This is a genomic window from Providencia sp. PROV267 (assembly GCF_028477825.1).
Lineage (GTDB): Bacteria > Pseudomonadota > Gammaproteobacteria > Enterobacterales > Enterobacteriaceae > Providencia > Providencia stuartii.
Map to the genome: position 1 here is coordinate 100,830 of NZ_JAMPLX010000002.1, position 24,058 is coordinate 124,887.

Genomic DNA, 24,058 nt, shown 5'->3' on the forward strand with positions numbered 1-24,058 from the left:
AAATATGTTTGTAGTTGATTCACACTGCCATCTCGATTGCCTTGATTATGAAAAATTACATACAAGCGTCGATGATGTGATCGCAAAGGCGTCGCAACGCGATGTCGGATTTATGTTAGCGGTTGCCACAACGTTACATGGTTTTGATAACATGAAAACCATGATTGGCAAGCGTGCTAATGTGGCATTTTCTTGCGGTATTCATCCACTTAATTTGGATGAAGGGTATGATTTTGAACGCTTAGCGCAATTAGCTGCTGGTGAAGAAGTGGTCGCGTTAGGGGAAACAGGGCTAGACTATTATTATCAGAAAGAAAATGCAGCACTTCAGCAAGCGTCTTTCCGTCAACATATTCGTATTGGTCGTCAGGTTAATAAACCTGTGATAGTTCACACGCGCGATGCGCGAGAAGATACACTGACTATTTTACGTGAAGAACAAGTGATGGATTGTGGCGGTGTTTTGCACTGCTTTACGGAAGATAAACAGACAGCCATGGAATTGCTAGATCTTGGTATGTATATCTCTTTTTCAGGGATAGTTACCTTCCGCAATGCAGAGCAAATTCGTGAAGCCGCAAGGGTTGTTCCATTAGATAGGATCTTAGTAGAAACGGATTCACCTTATTTAGCCCCCGTGCCGCATCGTGGGAAGGAGAACCAACCTGCTTATGTGCGGGATGTGGCAGAGTATATGGCAGTATTAAAAGGGGTTAGCCCTGAAGAAATGGCACGTATTACCACTGAAAACTTTAACCGCCTATTTCATTTGAATGTCGGCGAGAATAAAGCGTAATAATTAGTCAATATTAAAGGAATTCGCAATGGCAGAAGAAACTATTTTCAGTAAGATCATTCGACGTGAAATCCCGGCAGATATCGTTTATCAGGATGAACTGGTTACCGCATTTCGTGATATTTCGCCACAAACTCCCTCACATATCCTGATTATTCCCAATAAACTCATCCCAACAGTGAATGATGTGACTGCGGAAGATGAACTGGCATTGGGGCGCTTATTTACCGTTGCAGCAAAAATTGCCAAACAAGAAGGGATTGCTGAAAGCGGTTACCGTTTGATCATGAACTGTAATGAACACTCCGGGCAGGAAGTGTTTCATATTCATATGCACCTTGTTGGCGGTCGTCCTCTTGGACCATTGCTGGCAAAATAAGGTAATGATGTGAAAAAGATTTGGGGAACATTGATACGTATATTAACACTCAGTGCTGTGGTGTTTGCGCTGAGCGCTTGCTCATGGGGTAAGCGTGATGGGTTAGTATTCAATGATCAACAACGAGTGATTATGGAGCCTGCGGTTCTTGCGCAAGGTATCATTGTAGAGCAACCTGTAGTCAGCGTTGAGAACTATGCGACGGTGGCTAAGATCAATATGAGCAATAGCCAGCCAAATCCGATGACTGTCATGTACCGTCTCTATTGGTACGACGATAAAGGATTGAAAATCGCAACAACCCATGATTTGCAGCAGATGATACCTGCAAATTCAGTGATTAGTGTTAATGCTGAAAGTACATCATCACTCGCGCGTAATGTACGTGTTTATGTATTTTTACCGCAAATGCTTGGAGACAAATAATGAAACGGATCTTGTTCGTTGCAGCGGCAGCGATGATGCTGGCAGGATGTCCTTCTTTTCAGCAGGATAGGCCTAAAACGCCTCCGCCAGTTGTCCCTGTAGAGCCAACTGAACCCACTGAGCCTACAACTCCACCACCAATCGATAAGGTGCCTACACCACCTAAGCAAAAAACCACAGATTGGTCTGCTGCTGTCTCGCCTTTAGTCGGACAGATGACAGGGGCAAATGGTGTTGAGAGCGGCAAAGTTCTGCTGGTGGATTCAGTTAAAAACAATACGACAGGTTCATTTTCTGTACAAAATGTGACCTCAGCCATCGTAAAAGCGGTTGATGACAGTCATCGCTTTAAAGTCGTACCACAAGATGTGGTCAATGCCGCGCGTAGAACGTTAGGTTTATCGCAAGACGATAGCCTTGTTACACGCAGTAAAGCGATTGGCTTAGGGCGTTACGTACAAGCTGATTATGTATTGTATAGCGTGATTTCAGGCTCTAACGACCAACGCGATATCGAAATGCAGCTGATGGCAGTGCAAAGCGGTGAGATCCTTTGGTCAGGAAAAAACGATATTGAGCAATGACAGTGCATTATTGGCACTGCTGGCAGGTTGCTTCCCAAATATTAACGTTAAAACGTGGGAAGTAACCCCATTAGCAGGGCTTTCAGGGGGAACCTATCACTTACGGTCACATACTCTCAATCTGATTGCGCGTGCTCAAAGTCAGGCGCAAACGGCTCTATTCGTGAATAGACGCAAAGAGGCGCGGGTATTACATCAATTACAACACTTTGGTCAAGCGCCCAAAGTGTTAGCAAGAAATTCAGATTGGTTATTACTATCATGGTGTGATGGTCAGCAACCCAGTGATACTCAATTTTTAACACCAACATTTCAATCTTTATTAGCGGCAACAATTGCTAAATTACATACTCAACCCTTACTCACTTATCGTCTACAGCTTAGGCAAGAAATTGCCCATTACGGGTATTTAGTTGATCCAAAACGTCAAGGGCCTCGGTGGCATCGATGGCACCAACATTTTTTATCCGCACCTATGCCAAGGGTTCTAAAGTTAGCCCCCGCCCATATGGATATTCATAAAGGCAATATTGTCTGTACTGAGAGTGGTCAACTGGCTTTATTGGATTGGGAGTATGCGGCAAATACCGATATTGGGTTGTCATTGGAAACCTATTTTCAAGCGAACCAATTGAATACCACACAACGTGATTTTTTCTTATCAGAGTATTGCAATAAATACCATGCTTATGGCGATGTTGAACGCTTGGCTCACCAATGCCGGCTATGGACGCCATGGGTCAAATATATGATGTTAATGTGGTATGAAGTGCAATGGAACCAAAGTCAAAATAATGATTTTTTGTTACACTCAAGGTCATTAAGGCAATACTTTAGTTTGCCTAGTTAATTAAATTCGTATAACGCAAGTGCGAGCAAAAATCGTAAAACCGTTTTAAATAGTGAGGCATGTATGGGTCCGATAATGCTAGACGTTCAGGGCTATGAGCTGGACAGTGAAGAGCGTGAAATACTGGCACATCCGCTGGTGGGCGGGTTAATTTTATTTACCCGTAATTTTCATGATGCAGCACAATTAAGGGAGTTAGTTCGCCAAATTCGTGATGCATCCCGTCATCGCTTATTGATAGCGGTTGATCAGGAAGGCGGGCGAGTGCAACGTTTTCGTGATGGCTTTACGGCATTACCTTCCGCTCAAGCATTTGCAGCACTTAATAGCCAATCTGAAGGGGCAAAATTAGCGGAGGAAGCTGGTTGGTTAATGGCATCTGAAATGATTGCTATGGATATTGATATTAGTTTCGCGCCGGTGCTAGATCTTGGGCATCAAAGTATTGCGATTGGCGAGCGCTCGTTCCATGAAGATCCTGAAATTGCCATGATCATGGCGGAACGGTTTATTAAAGGTATGCGTAGTGCGGGGATGAAAACGACAGGGAAGCATTTTCCTGGGCATGGGGCAGTGAAAGCGGATTCTCATAAAGAAACCCCTCGTGATGACCGCGACCTTGAAACTATTCGTAAAAAAGATATGTCAATCTTCAGAGACTTTATTCAGCGCGATTTGCTTGATGCCGTGATGCCTGCACATGTCATTTATACACAAGCAGACGACCGCCCTGCAAGTGGCTCACCATTCTGGCTCAAATCGATTTTACGTGAGCAGTTGGGCTTCAATGGTGTGATCTTCTCTGATGATTTGTCGATGGAAGGGGCGGCTATCATGGGAAGCTATCCAGAGCGTGCAGCCGCTTCGTTGTCAGCCGGTTGTGATATGGTGTTGGTTTGCAACAACCGTGATGGTGCAGTGAGTGTATTAGATAACCTACCAAAGCAGCAAGGGAGCCTAGCTTCATCACTGTTCCATAGTGGTCGACAATATAGCTTGAAAGACTTACAAGGCGCACAACGCTGGCAAGAAAGCCACAATAAACTGGTAGAACTGCATCGTAAATGGCAAGAACAGCGTTAACTATTACAGGTCGTTAGTAAAAAAGCCGTAAACTGAACAGCCCCCAAAAGTTGGATGCTTTTAGTCTCACTTGAAGGGGCTTTTTCTATGGTAAAACAGTCCTTAAAACGTCAGTTTTAAATTACTTAAGCTTGAACGTTTTTGCGGAAAAAAGTTTAACTCGATTGTTAAACAGGGGAGTCGTGAATGAAGGTATCTATGATTATCACTATGAAAGATGCAAGGTTAAATGAAAAGGACTAAGCCCTGTTGAATACAGAACTCAGTGCTTGAAGACCGCTTAATTCACGGTCAATTTTATGGGAACGTTCAATTGGGGGAGGAGCCACAGGGGCAAGGCTATGCCGCTTTATCTCTATGTAATCGCCTTGTGGTGGCAATATCAAAAGCAAGACTGCGTAAATTCGGCGTATGATTAATCAATGCACGGTGAGTAGATGCTTGGCTGATAAAGACAAAACTTTCCCCCCAAGGCTGTTGATAATTATCACGGACAATAGGCCCACAACGATGTTTAAGTAAGCCTGCAAGTGGTAAATGGTCATCGCCTTTAGCTAACGTCTTATCAGCTAAATGGGCAAAATCTCGTTTTATCTCTTTGGCTTTCAGATACCAGCGATCACGCGCCCAGATTGCAGCGGTTAAAGCGGTATTGTTATCACTCAGATACCAAACCTGTGGAACAGACTGCTCATGAGGGCATACACCAGAAACTGCATGGTTAAATGTTTTCGCACTGTGTAAGTAACTTGCTAGATTATCGCGTACACGTTGGCATTGCTCTGAAACGATGGAGGTTTTGTATGGGCCGATACGTAACCGCTGCCAGCAGTCGGCATCATAGATATCAAACGGTTCAATGGCTTTGCCATGATGATCGATAACGGTTGGATTAGCAGGAAGTAACTGGTAAGCACTCGGGTATCCGGCAATATCATCGGGAGAAAAGCCATAAAAATAGCGACTACCGGTGTAATAGCCAGTTTCCATCATTGACCACGCATGAAACGTTCCTTCCCATGGCGGGCCGAAAGCATACCATTTGGCAATAAGCTGCCGATTCTCTTCACTGGTTTGACGCAACCAGTAGCGTACAGCCAAATTAGATGCCGATTGCGCAATGATAATACATTTTTGTTTGTCACCAAAAAGGGTCTTTATGCGCTTAATCTCGGCATCTAATATTGTAACAAGCTCTCGGTGATCCGCTCGCCAATCATGGGCTAAAAAGAAGAGGTCTTGGCCTTCTCGATAACCTAAACCAACGTGCAAAACATCTTTCAGCTCCTGTGTGACCAATGTTGTGATGAGCTTAGGAACAATCGTGAATTCATGCAGTTGCTCTGTGGCTAAGATATTACAAGGGGTATCGGGAGAAGGAGCCTGATACTCATAATCGCTTTTCGTGAAAACGCCACGATAATCCCCCCAGATAAATGCTTGTTTGGATCTATCAAACAGTTTACTGCCTAAAATACCCGGTAGATAAATAATGGGTAAATTAGGGCTTTTATCATTGAGTTTGGCACGACGTAGCTGCGTGGCGATGGATTGTGCGCGTAGATATGACCATCCACGATTTAACGGCATATTATCGCCCCTTTAACGGTATAAAAGTCACCGGCACATTTTCACTACCAAGGTGGGTTTTCTCTGCTTCCGTGACAGGAAAATGGGCACGGTCATAAACTTCAAATAGTTGGCAAGGTTCATTTAAATGATGATAGAGGCGAATACCTTCCGCGCTAGGGTTACTTTTAGAAAGCATAAAACGACCGCAGTTATTCATATTGATATCGCTAACAGGAGTGCCGTCTTTTGAGACAAATTGGTAATAAATATCCGATTCATGCTGTTGCTCAATATGGCAGGCTTGAACTGGGCCGCGGAACATGTGGGTAATACAATGTAACCCATCTGGTATGCTCAAGACTGTTTTATCGGTGTTCGCATCTTCCCATGGTAAAATAATTGGAGGATGGAAATGACAACGAGGGCAATAGCCTTTATCCATATAAGGTTCTGCAATGAGTCCACTACGTTTTACTAACAGTGTTTGGCATTCAGGGCAGTAGGTATTGGCGCTTTGCGTATCGAATACATTACCGACATAAACATAACGCATTCCATCATTGAGCGCTTGCAAACGTGCTTGTTCAAGGAGTGGGATAGCGGTGCGCTCGACATGGGTATATTGGTAGTCGGGATGAAAACGTACATAGTGTAGCGGGATTTCAGCATCAAGATGGGTTAGCATCCAATCAGAGACTTTTTTAGCCTCTTCTAATGTGTCATTGCGGCCTGTCACACACAGATTGGAGATTTCTAAATGTGGGTAATTACCTGATTTTCGAGCATCATAAACTTGTTTGATCCCATCAAGGATAGGTTGAAGGCGACCACCGGTGTGTTTGCGATAAAAGCTATCCTGCATTGATTTTAATGAAATACTAAAAATATCCATGACGGTGAGTAATTCATCAATCCCTTTTTCACTGATATAAAATGCGCTTTTATAGAGATTTTTTAAGCCTTTTTCACGTGCCAGTTTCGCGGTATCCATGACAAACTCGTGCCAAACAACCGGATCGTTATAAGTCCAAGAAAGAACACGAATATTGTGTTTTAAGGCATAATTCACCACATCTTCAGGGCGATAATATGCTACATGGCTGTCTTGAACATAGCGGGCTTGACTCGTTGTCCAGTTTTGGCAAAAGTCACAACGCAGCATACAACCAATATTGCCTAAAGAAAGAATGCGTTCACCGGGAGCGTAATGATAAACGGCTTCGGTTTCAATGGACTCTTGTGTCATAGGAACGGATTTGCCGTAGTTAAGCGTCACTAGGCGACCATTTTCATTGCGACGGACTTTACAAGTCCCGACTCGACCTAGGTTAATTTTACAGGCTCGAGGGCATAATTCACATTGAATACGTGAATTAGAAATCGGGTGCCAAAGGCGAGCAGGATGACTAGTTTGCTGCCATTGCTTCAATATTGCCATTGATCTAAATCCTCACTCATTATTATTTTGCTTATTTGCCAGTCTTGTCGTTTTTCTTTTACCTGCTTGCCAATCGTTAAGTGTTTTCCTTAGTTGCCAGAAAAATGGGGAGCCTTTTGCCGGTGTATTGATTAAATACACACATTCCCCTCGATTTGCTAAATTTGAGATTAGTTTGAATCCAGGACCAAAGGTATAGGGTTTAGTCTTAATAGACTTATTTTTACCCGCTTGGGATTGCGTCAGAAAATCGGCATTTTGTCGTGTGGCATGGACTGTTTCGCGATTACCGCCTTGATAAGGAAAACGACCTGTTAACAGTTTATTGAGCCATATTGGTTTTTTGATGCTGTGTTGAAACTCAACTTGGGGGTGGGCCATTTTTTGGCTAGCGACTAACGCAGTGGCATAACATTCACGGATCAGATCAGGCAAAGCATCGGCTTCATGCTGCCAATCCTCAATATGGTGTTGCAGGATATTGAGAATGCTCCAGCGGCAACTTGGCCAAAAATCGGTATATAGCGTTCTGGAACCTCGTTTGAGTACTTTGCCAAGTAATTTATCGGTTAAATGTTGGAACCATACATCAAGTAAGCGCGAAGCTTGGATATTCTCTGTGTTACCATCCCACTGCGATAACATCTTGTCTTCAGGGACGAAAGGTAATAAAAAATGTTTTGCCTGCTGGGCAAAATAATCTGTTTTATCATCCTGAATAGCGGTCAATGTTTCGGTGGTGTGTTGGTCGGTGTGTTGGATCAACGCCTCGATACGTCGTGAACGGCTAGGGGGATGCCAGCGATTAGATAAAGCCACTTTTCCCGTAAACAGTGACTCACTATATTGATTGGCATAAAGAGTATAGCCTCGTTCAGGATTATGTTCGCAAGGTAATTCATCAAAAGGCACATAACCCAACCACTGGTGCTGTGGCTCTGTTAGGCTTAGTACCAAGCTACCGATTTGTTGATGACGCTTTGGAATATATCCCATGGTTTGCAGACCAATATCCCCATGAATATCAGCATAGCCAACCATCATTGGTGAGTTTTTTACATGCTTAAGGGCATCTCTAAATGAAGGCCAATCTTGGCATTTGGCGAGCTGATAAAAGGTAATGTCACCACTTGGGTCATCCAGTGCAGGCCAACGTAAAAACATACCGTAGCCATTTTTTTCTGACACTAACCGCCCTTGAGCAAAGCTATAAGTTGTGAAACTGTGTGATTTACCATTTTTCAGTTTGATTTCATGGATATTTTTAGTTAAAGGCAGATTCCCTGATGCCGTTTCAACCTGCTCATTTTCAAGGTCGAGCTTACCCCAAAATAAGTCTTGGTTATCCGCCATGATACCAACCATTCCCCATGCAGCATGGTTATTACGACCGACGATAATGCCAGGAGAGCCTGGAAAATGAGAGCCGACGACATTGAGTCCTTCATCACTTTCAAGGCGGCAAAGTAGATTAAAATTAGGATTCACATGCCCCATATGAGGGTCGGTAGCCAATAGCGGTTTTCCTGATTGGGTTAATGACCCACTGATGGCAATGACATTCGAGCCCGTATCGGGTGAAGCTAGCCCTAAATACTGCAATCCTTTTAATCCATCTTTGAGTGCCTTAACCACTTCTTGGTGCCAATCCCCATTTTCATTTAGTGGTAGTGGGGGAATTTGATGGCCTTCATGGCTAAAGGTTGCCAATAACTGTTGATGCTGTTTTGGCGTCAATCGATTTGCTATGCGCGTGTGGAATAGTTCATATTGCCAAGCGGAATTAATAAAATATTTCAGTTGTCCTAATAAATAACTGTCTGAGATTGAAAAAATTTCAGGACGGTAGTGCAGTAATAAGCACTCGATGGGTAAGACTTTCATTTCACTGAGTGCTTGGTTGATACCGGCAGTATAAGCTTGAATATGTTGATATTGCATAGCCTGCCAAGAGTGAGTTGGTGCGGCACAATCAATGTTTGTCGCACGCTCAGCCAGCTCCACTAATCCTAATCGTCGCTGAAAAACATCGGTACGTAAGGCCCCATTTCCCATAATTTCAGATAAGCGACCACTGGCGACACGGCGGGATAAATCGAGTTGCCATAAACGTAGTTTAGCGGTGCCATAACCTTGACCAAAAAAAACCGCATTATCGCTATTCCCTTTAACGGAAAGTAATTGTGCTGATTCGAGGGATAGAGTGACGTGCCCCCATTGGCATGAGAGATGTTTGGTTTTCATGCTACATCCTTTTTAGCAGATGACAATTGAGTCGCGAGGTGTGATACGTATTCGATAAACTCTTCTTTTGGATAGCCTGCACTCCAACCTAATTGTTGTTGGGCCTTATAGGAAGAATAAGTGTAGGAGCTGCCATCCATTATATGAAGCGCTTCGCAAGATAACGGCATTGTCAGCCCAAGGCTGGCGAGTTTATCCATTAACCAAGCAGGTATTTTCAGTGAAGAAGCCTTTTTGGCAGGTAAAGAAGGTCTGCCACAAAAATGGCTTAGCATCTGAAAAAGTTCGGGCATAGAGAAAGTCTCGCCAGCCAAGATATAGTTTTGGCGAACAATTTCCGGTGATAGTAGTGTGATGAGTCCATCACAAACATGTGACACATGACAAAGTTGAAATGTGCTTGTCGTTGCGATTTGAAAAGGGATTTTTCCAAGTAAAAAGGCGTTTACGGTCTGGGCTAATACGCTGTTATCACCTAAACCAAATACCCCACCGCTGATAGCAATATTGATAGGAGCGCCTTGGCATTGCTGTTTTACAACCAATTCGTGTGCAATATGTTTTGTTTCTTCGTAATAACTACGAAAGATGCCATTGTGCCGGTGAGATTCATCAAGTAATGCGCCTTGGGTTTCGCCTAAAGCAGCGGTTGAGCTCATATAAACGATTTTTGAAATATCAGCATCTTGAGCCGCTGCTAACAGGTTTGAGGTGCCGATGACATTAGTTTGATACATATGCTGCCGTGCTTGGCGGGTTGGCGCTAAACCGACACGGTAATCCGCAGCAAGGTGGATCACGGCATCTTGCCCTGCCAATGCTTGTTTTAAGCTTTGAGGTTGCAAAATATCACCAATCACCACGTTCACCTTTTCAGGTAATTTGGGGCGATAGGGAATCACACGATTTTGTGGATTTCGAGATAATACAGTTAAATTATGACCTTGTTCAGCAAGCTTATGCAGCAGATGAGAGCCAATAAACCCAGTTCCACCAGTAATTAATAGGTTGCGGTTATTTATCGCCATTTTCTTCCTTACTGATAAAGTTAACGAGGGCAGATAGCATGAAAAAGCCATCATGCGGCGCATGAATAGGGCGCTGGTGCATGCGACCAATTGGGCAATAACGGGTAAAACTGTATTGTTGTAATGACAAAGAATCTAAATCGCCAAAATAACCAAGGGTCTGTAGGCGCCCAGGCCAAAGTGTTTGCGCTTGTTTTAGGCTATCTTCGATAGGAGCAACGACGATTTGAAAGCCCTGAGTTAACCATGCTTGAGGGGCAAACTCTGTTTGATAAGTGACTCCCCAGCCTGTTTTTTCACTGTAAACACTCGGCTTGTCGGGAGTGGATAGTGAATAAGTGAACCGATGCTCGCGAAATTGCGATATGCCTTGTAAACGTAGGTTGTCAGACAAAATGGGAAGGTGACCAAGTGTGGTTATCAGTTGATGATAAAGCGCTTCTGCCGCTAAGGGGTTATCCAACAAAATGAATCGAGGTGAGCTACAGACTTGTTGGTGAAAAAGGGCGATATCGTACAAAATCAATTCAATTGCAGGAAGTTGCTTGCCAATGATTGCCATGCCACTGATTTTTGGCCCTAGTTCGACCAATTTGATATGTGGCGGTGTGATTTGGCGATAGTGTTGGATTAATGCCTCGCCCCCTGCGAGTAAGACCGTATCGACGCCAGAGAGTATCTGCTGATCATTTTGTAAATGACTTTGCCAATCAATGATTTCACACTCCTCATCATCAAGTGACAGAATGCGTTTAACCTGTTGCAAATAATTGATTGATATGCGGGCTTTCAGGCGAATTTTACTGCCAATAAGGTAAGCGGCACATAGCGCTTCTAGTGTACCTAATGGATCTTTTTCAGAAACAATAATCAGCAAACGCTTCGGTGCATGCCAATATTTTCCACCTAATTCACGATGGATCTTTTGTTCCAATAACTGATTTTCAGTCAGACGCTCCAAACGCGATAAACAAAATTGTTGCGTATTTTCATCTTCCGAAAACGACCAATTAGCTTCACGCAAAGTTGTTAGGCACAGTTTGATTTTATTTACACGCGTTTGTAGTGAGTTTTTCATTTTACTTGTGCCGCACAGGTGCCCTCTGGGGTAGATGCTCGTCCTAGATAGCGCAGGAAGGGTAGCGGTTGACCACAGGCACAATTATTGCCCCAACAACCCAGATCTTGCGTTAATAAGCGATGTGAAGGTATTGAGGCAAACAGAGGGCTTTCAAGTACAATGAGTCCATTTTTATTTTCTGGTGCATGGCTCCCATCTTCAGCCATGATTGAAAAACGTGAATAAGCAGGGAGATGAAAATGACCTTCAGGACAACTAATGTAGTGAAGAGGATGTTCAGTCATACCATAAATATCGCGAATATCGACGCTAGGCGCTTGTAAAACTTGTTGCAAACCTTGAATAATCTCAGGGCGTTCAAGTTGTTTTGTCATCCCTTTCCAACCACCGCCGGTTAAGCCTTTTATCGGTGATTTCAAGGTAAATGGTTCAGGGCGTTTTAGGCATAAAAATTCAAAAAACAGTGTTAAGCCTAAAATATAGATAGGGGCAGGATCATTAGCCCAGCGTTTGAGTGTAGACCACGCTAACTCACTATCAAATTGACCTTGCTCTGACACAGTAAAAACAAGCTCTTGTATTGGGGCACATTGGGTGAACTTTAAAAAGGCAGTGGCATAACCTGCATGCTCACCTGTGGCGGGATCAGGAGATAACATTAAAAAGCGAGAAGGTGTGGTTGAAATCAAATGATTATGCAAAAAAATTTGCACCATAGCCGTTTCAATACGTTTTAAACTGAGATTGTCAAAGAAAACGCGTGTTTTCCCATGTTGCCCAGTACCTGAACTATTTAACCATATACCATCAAGCTGGGTATTTGTCGCCAAATCCATGGTTTTAAACAAATTAATAGGGATCAGAGGGTTGGCTTCTGTTTCCCATAACTTTGCATAATTAACATTACGGTTTAAATGCCAGGTATCAGCTTGTTTCATTGCGGCTGAAAATAACGCATCATCAATACTTTCTGGCGCATAGGGTTGCGGGTTATTGATAAGTAAATCAATAGGATTGCTTGTGTTCTCAGACATTTTTTTCACTTATATCAGAATGCTTAGTTATTATTAAGTTTTATTATATGACCTAACTAAAGGTAAATATTCTGAATCAAGCGTTGCAGTTATCACTTTAGGAGAATTTTAAGTTTGAAAAGTTATCATGAAAGCCGTTTTGTTAGTGGTATTTATAGCGGATTGGGGAAATATTAATCGTTGGTAAATAGAAAGTGTCACTTAATTTAGTTGTGTTATTGATTTATTTAAGTGATCAAGCAGTATAAAAAGTTAATGGGGATGACATAGCGTGCTTTTAAGTGCGAAGAGGTAAAGTGATATCTCTTCGCTACAATGTCTCACTTATCGTTTTTTTGCTTTTTATAGGCGATAAATGCTTTATATAAAGGGATTAAACATAGCAATAAAGTTGCATATTTAATGACGGTGATCGTCATATGTAACATCCAAATATTGAGGTTTTCCAAGAAGGTTGGATTTAGGCGAATGAGTAAGATGAGTAGCAAACTAAACAGTAGAGTAACGATGTAGGTGATGACAAGTGAAAATGAAAAAAGAATAAATAAATCAATTCGTTGAATATTATTTTGTTTTTTATATTTAAATAAATTAACACAAAACTCCCAGCGTTTGTTCCGTCTCGCCACTTCATTAATAACGATCACGTATAATGAAAGAAATATTATCGTTATTTTAGTTATTAAAAAATAACCACTGGACAGCTCAAAAGGCAAAGAGGAAAAGACAAGATAGAGTGTAACAAGATGATAGATACAAATAATGCTCGATACAATGCTAGTAATGATTTGATATAAAATAAATTTCATTAATTATGCCTTTCAACAAGAACGATGCCGTTTACCGCCGAAATGATAAAAACCGAGAGATTTATCAGAGAAACTAGCCAAAAATAGGCAAATGATGATCTCTAATATGGGTTGTTTTCTCTACAAAATTTACACTATCCCGCTTTTTTTGTAAGCCCTTAGTGAACAATAAGCTGTCATGACCCCCTTAAGTCCACATATATTGACTACCAATAATAACTGATTCTCATTATCAAATAGATTGGAAATTGGCTCAAATATTGATTAATATCAATCTATGCAAGCTGACTCGTTTCATTTTGCTAATGAATCACACTTTTTTGTGATCGCTGTCATATTAATCAATTAATTTGATATACATCAATATTTGGTATGACCAAATGACCAAGCATGTTATCCTCAACAAACTTTTGGTCTTATAAGTGGTGATTAATGTTATTTAAGTTTTTTATTTCGAATAAGGCTTAAATAACATTAATTTATTTTGCAATGAGGGAAATATGGCCTTTTCTCAACCAAAAATTGTGATTGTCGGTGGTGGTGCTGGCGGCTTAGAGCTAGCAACACGACTAGGTCGTAAATTAGGGCGTAAAAAACGTGCAGAAATCACTTTAGTGGATCGTAATCCAAGTCATTTATGGAAACCTCTGTTACATGAAGTAGCAACAGGCTCTTTAGATGATGGTGTGGATGCCTTGAGCTATCTTGCCCATGCTCGTCACAACGCATTTAACTTCCAATTAGGCTCTTTGACACAAATCGATCGTGACAATAAAAAGATCATTTTGGGTGAATTACGGGATAAAAACGCGGAGTTATTGGTTCCTGAGCGTGAAATTGATTATGACATTTTAGTCATGGCACTAGGTAGTACTTCAAATGATTTTGGTACGCCGGGTGTTAAAGAGCATTGTATTTTCTTAGATAATCCGCAACAAGCCCATCGATTCCACGATGAAATGCTTAATCTATTTTTACGTTATTCTGTTCGCGACAATGCAGAAGAGAAAGTGAATATTGCGATTGTTGGAGCTGGAGCTACAGGTGTTGAGTTGTCGGCTGAGTTGTATAACGCGGTAGAGCAGCTAACCAGTTATGGATTTAAAGGATTAGATACTGACGCGTTAAATGTGACATTAGTCGAAGCCGGTGAACGTATTCTGCCTGCATTACCACCACGTATTTCTGCGGCAGCACATCAAGAGTTAAATAAGTTAGGCGTAAAAGTGCTAACTAAAACGATGGTGACCAGCGCTGATGACGATGGCTTGAATACAAAAGAGGGTGAGAAAATTCGTGCTGACTTAATGGTATGGGCAGCCGGTATCAAGGCACCTGATTTTATGAAAGAGATTGCGGGGTTAGAAACGAATCGTATCAATCAGTTGGTCGTTAAGTCGACATTACAGACAACCCGCGATGATACCATTTTTGCGATTGGTGACTGTGCCTCATGCGCTAAGCCTGACGGTGGTTTTGTGCCACCTAGAGCGCAATCTGCACACCAAATGGCGAGCCGCTGTTATGATAATATTTTGGCGATGATAAAAGATAAGCCACTAAAAGATTATATCTATAAAGACCATGGCTCTTTAGTCTCTTTATCGCGTTTTAGTACCGTGGGTAGCTTAATGGGTAACTTGATGCGTGGGGATATGATGGTGGAAGGGCGTATTGCACGTTTTGTGTATATCTCATTGTATCGAATGCACCAAATTGCGCTTCATGGCTATGTGAAAACAGGGTTAATGATGTTAGTCGGAAGTATTAACCGCATTATTCGTCCGAAATTAAAACTTCACTAACGTTTTAGTCAGTCGCAATAAATAGGAAAAATCCTCGTTTTTCATTAAACGGGGATTTTTTTATAAGTATTTTTAAATATAAACTTTAATCAATTGATTGATTATTTATGAATAAACTATTTTGAGCGAACCCCAACGATTAAATACATTATAGGAGGTACACTATAAAGATGCCTGATATGAAGCGGCATTAATTTAAATATGCCATTTTAATTAAATTCTGGATTAGCTTATAAGCTAATATACTTATTATTGGCAGTTGCTACCTTCTATTATGTGGAATTTTTGTTTTATATAAAATTATAAAAGTATCCGTTGAGTCATGTGAGTATCAACCTCATAGTGTCACCTAAAACCGCTCTCAATGGGCGTTACCGTTAGTTAAATAGAAATGGGGTGAAATCATGTTAAAGCGGTAGGTAAGAAAAGGTAATATAAAAAATGCTAGTCGTGTTCTCTGATGAAAATTAAAAAGGTCGTTTGCATTCATTGAATGAGAAATAAAAAAATAAAGGGGGAAATTGATAGAAATTAATAAAAAGATATCTTCGTGTTATTACTTAAAATAAGTGTAAAAAAGACTTTTTTATAATTATAATTACCAAAAATTGATCGTAATCAATATGTGAAAATAGATTAAAATTTAATTTATTGACTTAACAACCAACAGGAGTAAGTTAAATTTTTATTGACTTGTTCTTGATTAAGAAAACTCTAAATCTTTTGATTGTTTTGCCAGTAACTATCGAATTATTAAAGCGAAAAGTTACAATGGGACTATTCACTAACATTGTCATTAATAAGGGCAGCCTATGAAGCTAACATATAAGGTGTTATTAGCAGCAATAGTTATTTGCCTTATTATTATTGTATCAATAACTTCGCTGCGTTTCTCCAAGGATGAAAGTCGGTTGGCGACGGTAATTTCGATAGAGCCAATAAAATCGCATCGGCTGATTGAACAGGAGAATTGTTCAGTTATGGGGATATTTGATGGATTTAATCAGGAATATCTATCGCGCTATCACCCAGCTCAAAGTGAATGTAAGATGGTATTTATGATTGAGGCACTCCAAAAGGACTCCTTATCATCACTACTTGAACGTGACAATCGTAAATGCATAGTAACAGAAAAAGTAGAACAAATTATTGTGGGTTATGATGTGGTATACCGTATTGGTAATACCCTAGGCAAAGTACGCACCGTTTATGATCCAGGGCTATTTATCCCCCTTGATGAAAATGGGCGATTAGATTTAAGTACCTCTAGTAGTCAACTTTGTAAAGCGGCACGTAACCAGACTGATGCATTAGTGCCGTTTTATTGCGTCAAACTTGATGAAGCTAGCCGAAACTCGCTGAATATGAATAATGCCGTAGAGATTTATGCGGGAAAAAACACCTATGCTTATTTTGAATAAAAATGAGCGGAAAAGCCCCAGTGACATTATTATGTGGCTGGGGCTTTTCATTTGTTCTAACGCATCATAGATTATGCTTCTAGTAAGTTATCCGCACAGTCACGCAACAACTGTTTGATAAACTCAATGCGTGTCACGCGCTCGCTGAGGTCATGCACAAATTTCAACCTTACAGGACCATCGAGGCGGAAGGTTTTCGGTTGATTTTGTAATAGACTGATTAAGAAGTTTGGCGAGACTTTATGTTTTTCACCAAATTCAATAAATCCACCTTGCTCATGAGCTTCAATTCGCTTGATACCTAATTTTTCCGCTTCGAGCCTGATAGCGGCGCTGGCAAGTAAGAAACGTCCAGCATCGGGTAATGTGCCAAAACGGTCAACCAGCTCAGTACGAAGATCATTTAACTCATCTTCATTATGAGCACTGGCGATACGCTTATAGAACGATAAACGAATATTAACATCATGAATGTAATCGTCGGGAAGCAGCACGGGCATGCGCAGTTCAACTTCTGTTTGCTGATTAACTAAGTCCTCTAATGAAGGCTCACGCCCATCTTTTAATGCCTCTACCGCGCTTTCCAGTAACTCCATATACAGCGTAAATCCGATCGTCGTCATCTGCCCGCTTTGATCTTCACCGAGCAATTCTCCTGCACCCCGAATTTCCAAATCATGAGTGGCAAGGGCAAATCCCGCACCAAGATCTTCAAGGGAAGAGATAGCTTCTAAACGTTTATGTGCGTCAGCAGTCATCGCTTTTGGATGTGGCGTTAATAAATAGGCATAGGCTTGATGATGAGAGCGGCCTACACGACCTCGTAGCTGGTGTAGCTGCGCTAAACCAAAATGGTCTGCACGTTCAATAATGATGGTATTCGCTGTTGGAATATCGATACCCGTTTCAATGATGGTCGTACAAATCAGGACATTGAAGCGTTGATGGTGGAAATCGGTCATCACACGCTCCAGTTCGCGCTCACGCATTTGCCCATGACCGACCACAAAGCGCGCTTCTGGTACTAATTCTTCCAGACGTTTTTTGGCTTTTTCAATATTTTCAACATCGTTGTAGAGATAATAAACTTGGCCTCCACGTAATGTTTCACGCAAAATGGCTTCACGAACCACAAGGTCATCATATTGGCGTACAAAGGTTTTCACGGCTAAACGGCGAGCAGGAGGCGTTGCGATAATCGACAGATCCCGCATGCCACTCATGGCCATATTGAGTGTACGAGGGATAGGGGTTGCGGTGAGCGTTAAAATATCCACATCCGCACGCATAGCCTTAATACGCTCTTTATGACGGACACCAAAACGGTGCTCTTCATCGACCACGAGCAACCCTAAGTCATGCCACACTAAGTCACTTTGCAGTAACTTGTGGGTACCAATCAAAATATCGACTTTCCCTTGAGCGGTTTCTTCGAGTATCTGTTGCTGCTCTTTGGCGGTTTTGAAACGAGAGAGCATTTCAATTCTTACCGGCCAATTTGCGAAACGGTCACGGAAATTATCGAAATGTTGTTGAGCCAGCAAAGTGGTAGGCACAAGCACCGCAACCTGTTTATTGTTATTGATCGCTAAGAAAGCTGCTCTCATAGCGACTTCGGTTTTACCGAAACCGACATCACCGCACACAAGGCGATCCATTGCGATAGGTTGACACATATCGCTAAGCACGGCATTAATTGCCTGCTCTTGATCGGGGGTCGTTTCAAAAGGGAAGCCTTGACAAAACTCTTGGTACTGCTCTTTGTCATGTTTAAAGGCAAAGCCGGGTTTGGCGGCTCGCTGAGCATAGATATCAAGTAGTTCAGCCGCGACATCACGGACTTTTTCTGCGGCTTTATGCCGCGCTTTCCCCCAACTATCGCTACCAAGGCGGTGTAACGGGGCATTTTCATCTGCACCACCGGAGTAACGGCTGATAAGATGCAAGGATGAGACAGGAACATATAGCTTGTCGTTACCCGCATAGGTCAAGATCAAATATTCCGCTTTAATTCCACCTGCTTCAAGTGTTGTTAATCCTTGGTAACGACCCACTCCGTGCTCAATATGAACAACTGGCTGCCCAGGACGTAGTTCGGCTAAGTTACGGATCAGCGTATCAGTATTGATGGTTCGGCGGTTATCTGTGCGGCGACGAACAACACGTTCCCCTAATAAATCACTTTCACATATCAACGCACGGTGTTGTACTGATTGAATAAAACCGTGTTCAGCAGCCCCGATCATGATGGCAAAACGGTTGCTTACTGGGCTGGAGTAGTGACTAATAGTCTCAGGGCGAATTTTGATCCTTCCCAATAATTCAGTGACTGTCTCGCGCCGGCCTTCACTTTCAACAGAGAAAATGACGGTGCCATCAAAATGTTCAACAAATTGACGCAATTTTTCAAGCGGCTGTTTACTTTGCCCTTGTGTACCGATATCTGGCAACGGTAGGTAATCTAAATTAGTGTTAGCTGCCTTATCGGCTAATTTTTCAACAGATAGCTGTACTCGCGGCCATTTTTTTAATGCCTGATTGAGTTGCTCGACGGTCAGCCATAAATCTGTCGGTGGCAACAAGGGGCGCATCGGGTCAACACCGCGGCTTTCGAAACGTTGTTGGGTATCACTTTGGAAACGTTCGGCAGCTTCTTGATAATGCTGTGAGATAAACAGCGTATTTGTTGGTAGATAGTCAAATAGCGATGGCAAAGGTTGACTAAAAAAGAGCGGTTGCCAGTATTCAATCCCTGTGGGAAGTGTTTTTTTGCTGACTTGTTGATAGATATGTTCAGGGTCACGCCTGACTTCGAATCGTTCACGCCACTGGCTACGGAAGCGTTCGATGGCATCTTTGTCTGTTGGAAACTCGTGTGCAGGCAACAGGTTGATGCTCTCAACTTCTTCAAGCGTTCTTTGGCTATCGACATCAAAGGTACGCAGACTATCAATTTCGTCATCAAAGAAATCAATTCGGTAAGGGAGTGCGCTCCCCATTGGGTACAGGTCTAATAATGCGCCACGTGTAGCGTATTCCCCGTGTTCCAAAACTTGTTCAACATGGCGATAGCCTGCCTTATCTAGCTCGTCGCGCAAGTTATCGCGCGAAAGTTTGTCACCTTTAGCCATCACGAGTGCATGGCTAGCCAGAAATTCAGATGGGCAAACCTTCTGCATTAAGGTGTTGACCGGAAGGATCAAAACCCCTTTTTGCATAGTAGGTAAGCGATACAGTGTTGATAAACGGTGTGAAATAATTTCTTGATGTGGTGAAAAGTTATCGTAAGGCAAGGTTTCCCAGTCGGACAATGTTTCAATTGGCAGCTGCGTAAACTGTTGAATTTCATCGCGGAGACGCAAGGTGTTTTGCATGTCTCTTGTGATAATGACCACAGGCCCTTGATGACGCTCTATCATCTCTGCACATTCAAGTGCACCCGCGGCCCCAATCAAGCATCCAAGATGACGGACATCACCACCGCGTGTAGGAAGTTCATAACGAAATTTTGAAGACATAAAAATATTCGGTTTCTCAAAGCATAATGGCTAAACGACCTGTTTTACCCCGTACAATTGTCTGAAAGTAAGACAAACAGGCCGTGCCAATAAGAAAAAAATCCACAAAACCGGGGCCGGGTGGTTCCATTCATCATTCGTACCCTTTATTATCGCTGAACACTTCGCTTTGGCAACAGGGGCGTTACAGATTTCATGTCTCAATCTGTCTCAATATTTATAGGTCTGCGTTACATGCGCGGACGAGCTGTCGACAAATTCGGCCGTTTTGTATCCAGTTTATCAGCCATTGGTATCACGCTAGGGGTTGCGGCATTGATCACCGTGACCTCCGTCATGAATGGATTCGAACGATCGTTACAAGATAGCATACTCTCTTATATGCCGCAGGCCGTTTTAACGTCGGCAACGGGGCATATTGACCCACAAAAATACCCCATTGCAGATCTACAGGGCCTGCAAGGTGTTTCTCATATTGCACCGCTTGTGCAGTCGGATGTTGTTTTGCAAAGCCGCTCGAATGTCGGGGTAGGCATGATGCTTGGCATCACTTCTGACGAACGATCACCACTATTAGATAACTTGATTGACGGGCAGCGCTCAGAATTAGTCGAGGGGCAATATCGTGTCTTCTTGGGGAATAAGCTGGCGGAAAATTTAGGTTTAAAGCGTGGCGATGAAGTTCGTTTGATTATCCCTGGAGTCAGTCAGCTTACGCCAATGGGGCGTATTCCGAGCCAACGTTTATTCACGGTGGCAGGGGTGTTCCAAACCAATGGTGAGGCCGATGCCAGCGAACTGATTGTTGCGCAAAATGATGCTGCTAGGATGATGCGCTATCCCGCAGGGCATATTACAGGCTGGCGGTTATTTCTGAATGAACCGTTAAAGGTCGATACGTTGAGCCAACAAAATTTACCTGACGGACTGATTTGGACCGATTGGCGTGAACGCAAAGGTGAGTTTTTTCAAGCGGTCAAAATGGAAAAAAATATGATGGGTCTGTTGCTCAGCCTCATCATTGCTGTCGCTGCTTTCAATATTATTACTTCACTCTCTTTATTAGTTATGGAAAAGCAAGCTGAGGTGGCCATTTTAAAAACGTTAGGTTTAAAGCGTGGGCGCATTTTGGCGATTTTTATGATCCAAGGGGCAGGTGCGGGGATCATTGGCGCATTAATAGGCTCACTGCTTGGTATGTTAATTTCCAGCCAATTGAATTTCTTGATGCCGCTATTTGGCATGTTGCCAAAAGGGGTTCACTTACCCATTGTGCTTGATTTTTATGGTATTTTAATTATTGCGGTATCCGCAATGCTCATTTCGCTGCTTGCGACGCTTTATCCTTCTTGGCGTGCGGCGGCTGTGCAACCTGCTGAGGCGTTACGTTATGAATAAACAACCACTTCTTATCTGTGAACATTTAAGCAAGGTCTATCAGGAAGGCGCATTGTCGACGCAAGTATTAAAAGATGTCTGTTTTTCGATTAATGAAAGCGAAATGATGGCAATTGTTGGTAGTTCAGGCTCCGGGAAAAGTACCTTACTGCACCTATTAGGTGGCCTTGACACCCCGTCTGAAGGCGAGGTGATTTTTCGGGGGCAACATATTAACCGCCTCTCATCGGATCAGCGTGCCGCCATCCGTAACAAAGATTTGGGGTTTATTTATCAGTTTCACCACTTATTACCCGATTTCACGGCATTAGAAAATGTGGCTATGCCATTACTGATTGGTGGTATGAATAAATCAGAAGCCTTTGATAGAGCGACTAAAATGCTGGATGCGGTTGGCTTAGCCCACCGTTCAGGGCATAGGCCATCCGAGCTTTCTGGTGGTGAGCGGCAGCGTGTGGCGATTGCTCGAGCATTAGTTAATCAGCCTGCATTGGTACTTGCGGATGAGCCAACAGGGAACCTTGATTTACGTAATGCAGATGCGATTTTTGAGTTACTCGGTGAGTTAAATAAAACCCAAGGCACCGCATTCTTGGTGGTGACTCATGATATGAAGCTAGCGCATCGTTTATCGCGCCAACTTGAGATGCGTGACGGGCACCTTCAACAAGATATCACACTGGGGGCAGTGTAATGTCTGGATTACCGCTGACTTTACTTACAGCGTTACGGTTTAGCCGTGGTCGCCGCCGTACAGGGATGGTATCACTGGTTTCTATCGTTTCAACACTTGGTATTGTTTTAGGTGTGGCCGTCTTGATTATAGGTTTGAGCGCCATGAATGGGTTTGAGCGCGAACTTGAAAATCGCGTTTTATCGGTGGTGCCACATGGGCAAATCTATGCGGTGAAAGCCCCATATCAAGATTGGCAATATGCTGAGAATGTGATCCGCAATACTCCTGGGGTTAAAGCAGTGAGTCCGTATGTTGGGTTTACTGGCTTGCTGGAGCGCGGAGCTAATCTCAAAGCAATACAGGTTATGGGGGTTTCGCCGAAAACCGAGTCAGAAGTCAGTGCATTGCCTAAATTTGTACTCGATGATGCGTGGAAAGATTTTAAAGCAGGGAAACAATCGATTATTTTAGGGCAAGGTGTTGCTGACTCACTGAATGTTAAAGTTGGGGATTGGGTAACCATCATGATCCCCAATACAGATGCGAGTTTAAAAATCCAACAACCTAAACGGATCCGTGTTCAAGTTTCAGGTGTTTTTCGTTTAAGTGGGCTATTAGATCACCAATTAGCGCTGATCCCTATTGCCGATGCGCAAGCGTATTTAGGCTATGGTGATGGCATTACAGGGTTTGAAATAAAAGCCGATAATCCATTTAATGCGGATAAAGTTGTTTATGACGCGGGCCTGAAAACCATGCATCATGTGGTTGTGAAAAGTTGGATTGGCGACTACGGCTATATGTATAACGATATTCAGATGGTACGTAGTATCATGTACTTGGCTATGATCCTCGTGATAGGGGTTGCTTGTTTTAATATCGTGTCTACGTTGGTCATGGCGGTCAAAGATAAGAGTAGTGATATTGCTGTATTGCGGACACTTGGTGCTAAAGACAGGCAAATTCGGGCGATTTTTTTGTGGTATGGTTTGCTAAGTGGACTCGTTGGCTCCTTAATAGGGGCAATACTTGGCGTGGTTGTTTCATTAAATTTAACCACCATAATCAAAGGACTTGAGTATGTTATCGGGCATCCTATCTTGTCAGGCGATGTCTATTTTATCGACTTCCTTCCTTCTCAATTGCACCTATTAGATGTGGTGTATGTGTTGCTGACAACGGTGGTATTAAGTTTGTTGGCAAGTTGGTATCCTGCACGCCGAGCAAGTAAACTTGACCCAGCTCGTATCCTGAGTGGTCAATGATAACTAACTGGGTAGCCTATCGTTACCCAGCTTGTTTTATTGCTCCCCATTGCGACGCGCAAGTTGTATCTGCTTATAACTGCGCGTTTCTATCAATGTGTCATTGAAATCATATTGCTGAGCGAGAGACATCAACTGCTGTGTGAGCTGAGGGAGCAGTGAAAGCGTGTCTGTCATTATGGCAAATTCAGCAAACCAGCCAATACCCTCTAAATAATCAATAGTGATATGTACATCGCCAAGAAAATAGATGCTACGTTGTTTGCTGGTGGCGAAATAGCATTGATAGCCAAGTGTTGTCAGCATATTTTTGACGTGAGCACAATCTTCAATATTAATCGCTTTACATTCTGAACTGCCAGGGCCTTTGACTATCCATAATTTAATGCCTGAAGGGAACATTTCACGGACTGACAGACTTATTCCTTGCTGCGCAAGCTGACCATCAGGCATATCAAAAAAGTCATCTTTTTCCGTATTATTTTCCGTAAAGACTTCAGCGCCATCAGCCATGATCCGTTGTAAAAAACGGTTTGGGTCAGGCAATCTAAATTTAATTTCGGCTTCATATTGACCAACAAAATGTTCACTCATGGTAATTCCTAGTTTTATTTATGGGGCAAGGTATTTTCTTCTAAGCTGTGGAACAAT

At 42.6% G+C, this 24,058-nt stretch carries 19 protein-coding genes; 11 read left to right on the forward strand and 8 right to left on the reverse strand.

Annotated features, from left to right (window positions below):
* Nucleotides 1-4 precede the first annotated feature (4 nt).
* The 6 genes from PR709_RS01300 to nagZ all read left to right on the forward strand — a co-directional run bounded on the left by PR709_RS01300 (nt 5) and on the right by nagZ (nt 4,118).
* Entirely contained in the window at nt 5-796 is a 792-nt protein-coding gene (locus tag PR709_RS01300; protein ID WP_014656172.1) for a metal-dependent hydrolase, read from the forward strand.
* Between the two features lie 28 nt (nt 797-824).
* On the forward strand, nt 825-1,175 hold the full coding sequence (gene hinT, locus PR709_RS01305; RefSeq protein WP_004920823.1) for a purine nucleoside phosphoramidase: 351 nt from the start codon (nt 825-827) through the stop codon (nt 1,173-1,175).
* 9 nt (nt 1,176-1,184) lie between these two features.
* A complete protein-coding gene (locus PR709_RS01310) occupies nt 1,185-1,601 on the forward strand; it encodes a YcfL family protein (RefSeq protein WP_014656171.1) in 417 nt (138 codons plus the stop codon).
* Nucleotides 1,601-2,185, forward strand: a complete 585-nt coding sequence (gene lpoB / locus PR709_RS01315) for a penicillin-binding protein activator LpoB (protein ID WP_004920821.1) — start codon at nt 1,601-1,603, stop codon at nt 2,183-2,185. Before PR709_RS01310 ends, lpoB begins: the two co-directional genes overlap by 1 nt.
* Nucleotides 2,175-3,035, forward strand: a complete 861-nt coding sequence (locus PR709_RS01320; RefSeq protein ID WP_004920820.1) for a phosphotransferase — start codon at nt 2,175-2,177, stop codon at nt 3,033-3,035. The genes lpoB and PR709_RS01320 overlap by 11 nt, the downstream gene beginning before the upstream one ends.
* Before the next feature lie 63 nt (nt 3,036-3,098).
* Complete coding sequence (gene nagZ, locus PR709_RS01325) at nt 3,099-4,118, forward strand: beta-N-acetylhexosaminidase (RefSeq protein WP_004920819.1); 1,020 nt, start codon at nt 3,099-3,101, stop codon at nt 4,116-4,118.
* Between the two features lie 339 nt (nt 4,119-4,457).
* Here nagZ and PR709_RS01330 read toward each other — a convergent pair whose 3' ends face one another.
* From PR709_RS01330 to PR709_RS01355, 6 genes are read right to left on the reverse strand one after another with little or no spacing between them, the layout of a single operon-like run.
* Entirely contained in the window at nt 4,458-5,708 is a 1,251-nt protein-coding gene (locus PR709_RS01330; RefSeq protein ID WP_272570688.1) for a lipase/acyltransferase domain-containing protein, read from the reverse strand.
* A 1-nt stretch (nt 5,709) separates the two neighbouring features.
* Nucleotides 5,710-7,128 (reverse strand): AmmeMemoRadiSam system radical SAM enzyme, encoded by a 1,419-nt coding sequence (amrS, locus tag PR709_RS01335; protein WP_053109906.1) that lies wholly within the window; start codon nt 7,126-7,128, stop codon nt 5,710-5,712.
* 12 nt (nt 7,129-7,140) lie between these two features.
* Nucleotides 7,141-9,372, reverse strand: coding sequence for a penicillin acylase family protein (locus tag PR709_RS01340; protein WP_076914079.1), 2,232 nt, complete (start codon nt 9,370-9,372; stop codon nt 7,141-7,143).
* Nucleotides 9,369-10,400 (reverse strand): NAD-dependent epimerase/dehydratase family protein, encoded by a 1,032-nt coding sequence (locus PR709_RS01345; protein ID WP_141173241.1) that lies wholly within the window; start codon nt 10,398-10,400, stop codon nt 9,369-9,371. The genes PR709_RS01340 and PR709_RS01345 overlap by 4 nt, the downstream gene beginning before the upstream one ends.
* A complete protein-coding gene (locus tag PR709_RS01350) occupies nt 10,387-11,478 on the reverse strand; it encodes an acyl-CoA reductase (protein ID WP_272570689.1) in 1,092 nt (363 codons plus the stop codon). The genes PR709_RS01345 and PR709_RS01350 overlap by 14 nt, the downstream gene beginning before the upstream one ends.
* On the reverse strand, nt 11,475-12,515 hold the full coding sequence (locus PR709_RS01355) for a LuxE/PaaK family acyltransferase (protein ID WP_040133242.1): 1,041 nt from the start codon (nt 12,513-12,515) through the stop codon (nt 11,475-11,477). The genes PR709_RS01350 and PR709_RS01355 overlap by 4 nt, the downstream gene beginning before the upstream one ends.
* 1,309 nt (nt 12,516-13,824) lie before the next feature.
* Between PR709_RS01355 and PR709_RS01360 the strand changes: the two genes are divergently transcribed.
* The gene (locus PR709_RS01360) at nt 13,825-15,129 is read left to right on the forward strand and encodes an NAD(P)/FAD-dependent oxidoreductase (RefSeq protein WP_004920811.1); all 1,305 of its coding nucleotides are present in this window, start codon (nt 13,825-13,827) and stop codon (nt 15,127-15,129) included.
* Between the two features lie 812 nt (nt 15,130-15,941).
* Nucleotides 15,942-16,550, forward strand: coding sequence for a UmoD family flagellar biogenesis regulator (gene umoD / locus PR709_RS01365; RefSeq protein WP_004920810.1), 609 nt, complete (start codon nt 15,942-15,944; stop codon nt 16,548-16,550).
* 71 nt (nt 16,551-16,621) lie between these two features.
* On the opposite strand, the gene mfd is transcribed toward umoD, so the two are convergent.
* Entirely contained in the window at nt 16,622-20,068 is a 3,447-nt protein-coding gene (mfd, locus tag PR709_RS01370) for a transcription-repair coupling factor (RefSeq protein WP_004920809.1), read from the reverse strand.
* Between the two features lie 195 nt (nt 20,069-20,263).
* Here mfd and lolC point away from each other — a divergent pair, with 195 nt between their 5' ends.
* From lolC to lolE, 3 genes are read left to right on the forward strand one after another with little or no spacing between them, the layout of a single operon-like run.
* Nucleotides 20,264-21,466 carry a lipoprotein-releasing ABC transporter permease subunit LolC gene (lolC, locus tag PR709_RS01375; protein ID WP_014656160.1) on the forward strand — a complete coding sequence of 401 codons (1,203 nt, stop codon included), beginning with the start codon at nt 20,264-20,266 and terminating at the stop codon, nt 21,464-21,466.
* Nucleotides 21,459-22,160 carry a lipoprotein-releasing ABC transporter ATP-binding protein LolD gene (gene lolD, locus PR709_RS01380; protein ID WP_004920807.1) on the forward strand — a complete coding sequence of 234 codons (702 nt, stop codon included), beginning with the start codon at nt 21,459-21,461 and terminating at the stop codon, nt 22,158-22,160. Before lolC ends, lolD begins: the two co-directional genes overlap by 8 nt.
* Nucleotides 22,160-23,407 carry a lipoprotein-releasing ABC transporter permease subunit LolE gene (gene lolE / locus PR709_RS01385; RefSeq protein ID WP_014656158.1) on the forward strand — a complete coding sequence of 416 codons (1,248 nt, stop codon included), beginning with the start codon at nt 22,160-22,162 and terminating at the stop codon, nt 23,405-23,407. Before lolD ends, lolE begins: the two co-directional genes overlap by 1 nt.
* A gap of 36 nt (nt 23,408-23,443) precedes the next feature.
* On the opposite strand, the gene PR709_RS01390 is transcribed toward lolE, so the two are convergent.
* Entirely contained in the window at nt 23,444-24,001 is a 558-nt protein-coding gene (locus PR709_RS01390) for a class IV adenylate cyclase (RefSeq protein WP_036940758.1), read from the reverse strand.
* Between the last annotated feature and the right edge of the window lie 57 nt (nt 24,002-24,058).

What these genes read in the sequence shown, in the direction of transcription:
- PR709_RS01300 (WP_014656172.1), top strand. Translation starts at nt 5, where the DNA reads ATGTTTGTAGTTGATTCACACTGCCATCTCGATTGCCTTGATTATGAA.
- hinT (WP_004920823.1), top strand. Translation starts at nt 825, where the DNA reads ATGGCAGAAGAAACTATTTTCAGTAAGATCATTCGACGTGAAATCCCG.
- lpoB (WP_004920821.1), top strand. Translation starts at nt 1,601, where the DNA reads ATGAAACGGATCTTGTTCGTTGCAGCGGCAGCGATGATGCTGGCAGGA.
- nagZ (WP_004920819.1), top strand. Translation starts at nt 3,099, where the DNA reads ATGGGTCCGATAATGCTAGACGTTCAGGGCTATGAGCTGGACAGTGAA.
- PR709_RS01330 (WP_272570688.1), bottom strand. Translation starts at nt 5,708, where the DNA reads ATGCCGTTAAATCGTGGATGGTCATATCTACGCGCACAATCCATCGCC.
- amrS (WP_053109906.1), bottom strand. Translation starts at nt 7,128, where the DNA reads ATGGCAATATTGAAGCAATGGCAGCAAACTAGTCATCCTGCTCGCCTT.
- PR709_RS01340 (WP_076914079.1), bottom strand. Translation starts at nt 9,372, where the DNA reads ATGAAAACCAAACATCTCTCATGCCAATGGGGGCACGTCACTCTATCC.
- PR709_RS01345 (WP_141173241.1), bottom strand. Translation starts at nt 10,400, where the DNA reads ATGGCGATAAATAACCGCAACCTATTAATTACTGGTGGAACTGGGTTT.
- PR709_RS01350 (WP_272570689.1), bottom strand. Translation starts at nt 11,478, where the DNA reads ATGAAAAACTCACTACAAACGCGTGTAAATAAAATCAAACTGTGCCTA.
- PR709_RS01355 (WP_040133242.1), bottom strand. Translation starts at nt 12,515, where the DNA reads ATGTCTGAGAACACAAGCAATCCTATTGATTTACTTATCAATAACCCG.
- PR709_RS01360 (WP_004920811.1), top strand. Translation starts at nt 13,825, where the DNA reads ATGGCCTTTTCTCAACCAAAAATTGTGATTGTCGGTGGTGGTGCTGGC.
- umoD (WP_004920810.1), top strand. Translation starts at nt 15,942, where the DNA reads ATGAAGCTAACATATAAGGTGTTATTAGCAGCAATAGTTATTTGCCTT.
- mfd (WP_004920809.1), bottom strand. Translation starts at nt 20,068, where the DNA reads ATGTCTTCAAAATTTCGTTATGAACTTCCTACACGCGGTGGTGATGTC.
- lolC (WP_014656160.1), top strand. Translation starts at nt 20,264, where the DNA reads ATGTCTCAATCTGTCTCAATATTTATAGGTCTGCGTTACATGCGCGGA.
- lolD (WP_004920807.1), top strand. Translation starts at nt 21,459, where the DNA reads ATGAATAAACAACCACTTCTTATCTGTGAACATTTAAGCAAGGTCTAT.
- lolE (WP_014656158.1), top strand. Translation starts at nt 22,160, where the DNA reads ATGTCTGGATTACCGCTGACTTTACTTACAGCGTTACGGTTTAGCCGT.
- PR709_RS01390 (WP_036940758.1), bottom strand. Translation starts at nt 24,001, where the DNA reads ATGAGTGAACATTTTGTTGGTCAATATGAAGCCGAAATTAAATTTAGA.